This window comes from Pseudomonas sp. PS02303, assembly GCF_029959925.1.
In the GTDB taxonomy this organism is placed as follows: Bacteria; Pseudomonadota; Gammaproteobacteria; order Pseudomonadales; family Pseudomonadaceae; genus Aquipseudomonas; species Aquipseudomonas mandelii.
The window spans coordinates 1-1,788 of the sequence record NZ_JASCOM010000497.1; the positions used below are offsets into that span (position 1 = coordinate 1).

At 63.5% G+C, this 1,788-nt stretch carries 2 protein-coding genes; both read left to right on the forward strand.

What is annotated here, in order from left to right; all coding sequences use genetic code 11:
- The first annotated feature begins 165 nt into the window (after nt 1–165).
- Nucleotides 166–1,245: a patatin-like phospholipase family protein gene (locus QMX98_RS34445; RefSeq protein ID WP_282412075.1), complete on the forward strand. Its 1,080-nt coding sequence runs from the start codon at nt 166–168 to the stop codon at nt 1,243–1,245.
- Nucleotides 1,246–1,329: 84 nt separating this feature from the next.
- The gene (gene queD, locus QMX98_RS34450) at nt 1,330–1,686 is read left to right on the forward strand and encodes a 6-carboxytetrahydropterin synthase QueD (RefSeq protein ID WP_008152165.1); all 357 of its coding nucleotides are present in this window, start codon (nt 1,330–1,332) and stop codon (nt 1,684–1,686) included.
- Nucleotides 1,687–1,788: the final 102 nt, after the last annotated feature.

The following is a 1,788-nucleotide window of genomic DNA, read 5'->3' on the forward strand; positions in this document are numbered from 1 at the left end:
AACACCGACCCTGTGGGCGCGAGCCTGCTCGCGATAGCGTCATGCCAGTCGACATCTTTAATGCCTGACAGACCGCAATCGCGAGCAGGCTCACGCCCACAGTGTGGATTGGTGGCGTTGCCTGAGCTGTTTATAATCCCCCGCTAGCCCGACATCGAGACCGGTATGACCGCCATCCACATCAAGTTCCCTTCCCTGACCCTCAAGGCCGGCCCGCGGGCCTTGGCACGCATCCGTGAAAACGGTTTGAGCGCCGCCGATGTCGGCACGTTGCCGGGGGCCGCCGGGGGGCCGAAAGCGTTGGGGATTCAAGGTCTGGACCTGGCGTTGTTTGGCGAATGGCTGCCGGCCGCACCGCGCGAGCGTGCGTTGATCGGAGCGTCGGTGGGCTCCTGGCGCTTCGCCAGCGCCTGTCTGCCGGACGCCGCCGAAGGCATCCGACGCCTCGGTCACCTCTACACCGAGCAGAACTTCGACAAGGGCGTGACCATGGCGCAGATCAGCCAGAGCTCCCGGCGCATGCTCGATGAACTGCTCGACGGTCGCGATGCGTCGATTCTGGACAACGCCCACTACCGCCTGAACATCATGGTGGTCAAAAGCCACGGCTTGCTCGCGGACGATCATCGCGGCCGTCTCGGGCTGGGCCTGTCGTCGGTGATCGCCGACAACCTGCGGGGGCGCGCACGGCTGTCGCGGCATTTCGAACGGCTGATCATCCACGACCCGCGCCTGGCGCCGCCGGTCCATGCACTCAACGACTTCCCGTCACGCTTCGTCGCGCTGAATGCCGGCAACCTGCGTCAGGCGCTGCTTGCGTCGGGCTCGATCCCGATGGTGATGGAAGGCGTGCGCGACCTGCCGGGCGCAGGCGTGGGGACGTTTCGCGATGGCGGCCTGCTCGACTATCACCTCGACCTGCCCTACAGCGGCAACGACATCGTGCTCTATCCGCATTTCACCGACCGGGTCATTCCCGGCTGGTTCGACAAGACCCTGCCGTGGCGCCGAGCCTGCCCGGCGCGGTTGCAGGATGTCCTGCTGCTGGCGCCATCGAAGGACTACCTGGCGCGCCTGCCCTACGGCAAGCTGCCGGACCGCAACGACTTCAAACGTTTCATGGGCGATGCCCCGAGCCGGCAGAAATACTGGCGTGCGACGATGGACGAAAGCCGTCGCCTGGGCGACGAGTTCCTCGAACTGGCCGCCAATGGTCGCCTCGGCGAGCGCTTGCTGACCCTTTAGTCAGTGTTTTGCCCGGCGCTCTGGTAAACTCGCCGCCTGCCCACATCGCCGCGGCGATCGCCACCTGACAGAGCTGAAATCACTGTGGAAATCTTCAAAGAGTTTACGTTCGAATCCGCCCACCGCCTGCCTCACGTACCGGAAGGCCACAAATGCGGCCGTTTGCACGGCCACTCGTTCAAAGTGGCGATCCACTTGAGCGGCGACCTCGATCCGCACACCGGCTGGATTCGCGACTTCTCGGAAATCAAGGCGATTTTCAAGCCGTTGTACGAGCGCCTCGACCACAACTACCTGAACGATATTCCCGGCCTGGAAAACCCGACCAGCGAAGTGCTGGCCAAGTTCATCTGGAAGGAACTCAAGCCCCTGCTGCCGGAACTCAGCGCGATCCGTATCCACGAGACGTGCACCAGCGGCTGCATCTATCACGGCGAGTAACCCGCTCTAAAAGACAACTCAATTCCCCTGTGGGAGCGAGCCTGCTCGCGATAGCGCCCTGTCAGTCACATTGATGCCAAGTGTGCCGACGCTATCGCGAGC

What these genes read in the sequence shown, in the direction of transcription:
- QMX98_RS34445 (WP_282412075.1), top strand. Translation starts at nt 166, where the DNA reads ATGACCGCCATCCACATCAAGTTCCCTTCCCTGACCCTCAAGGCCGGC.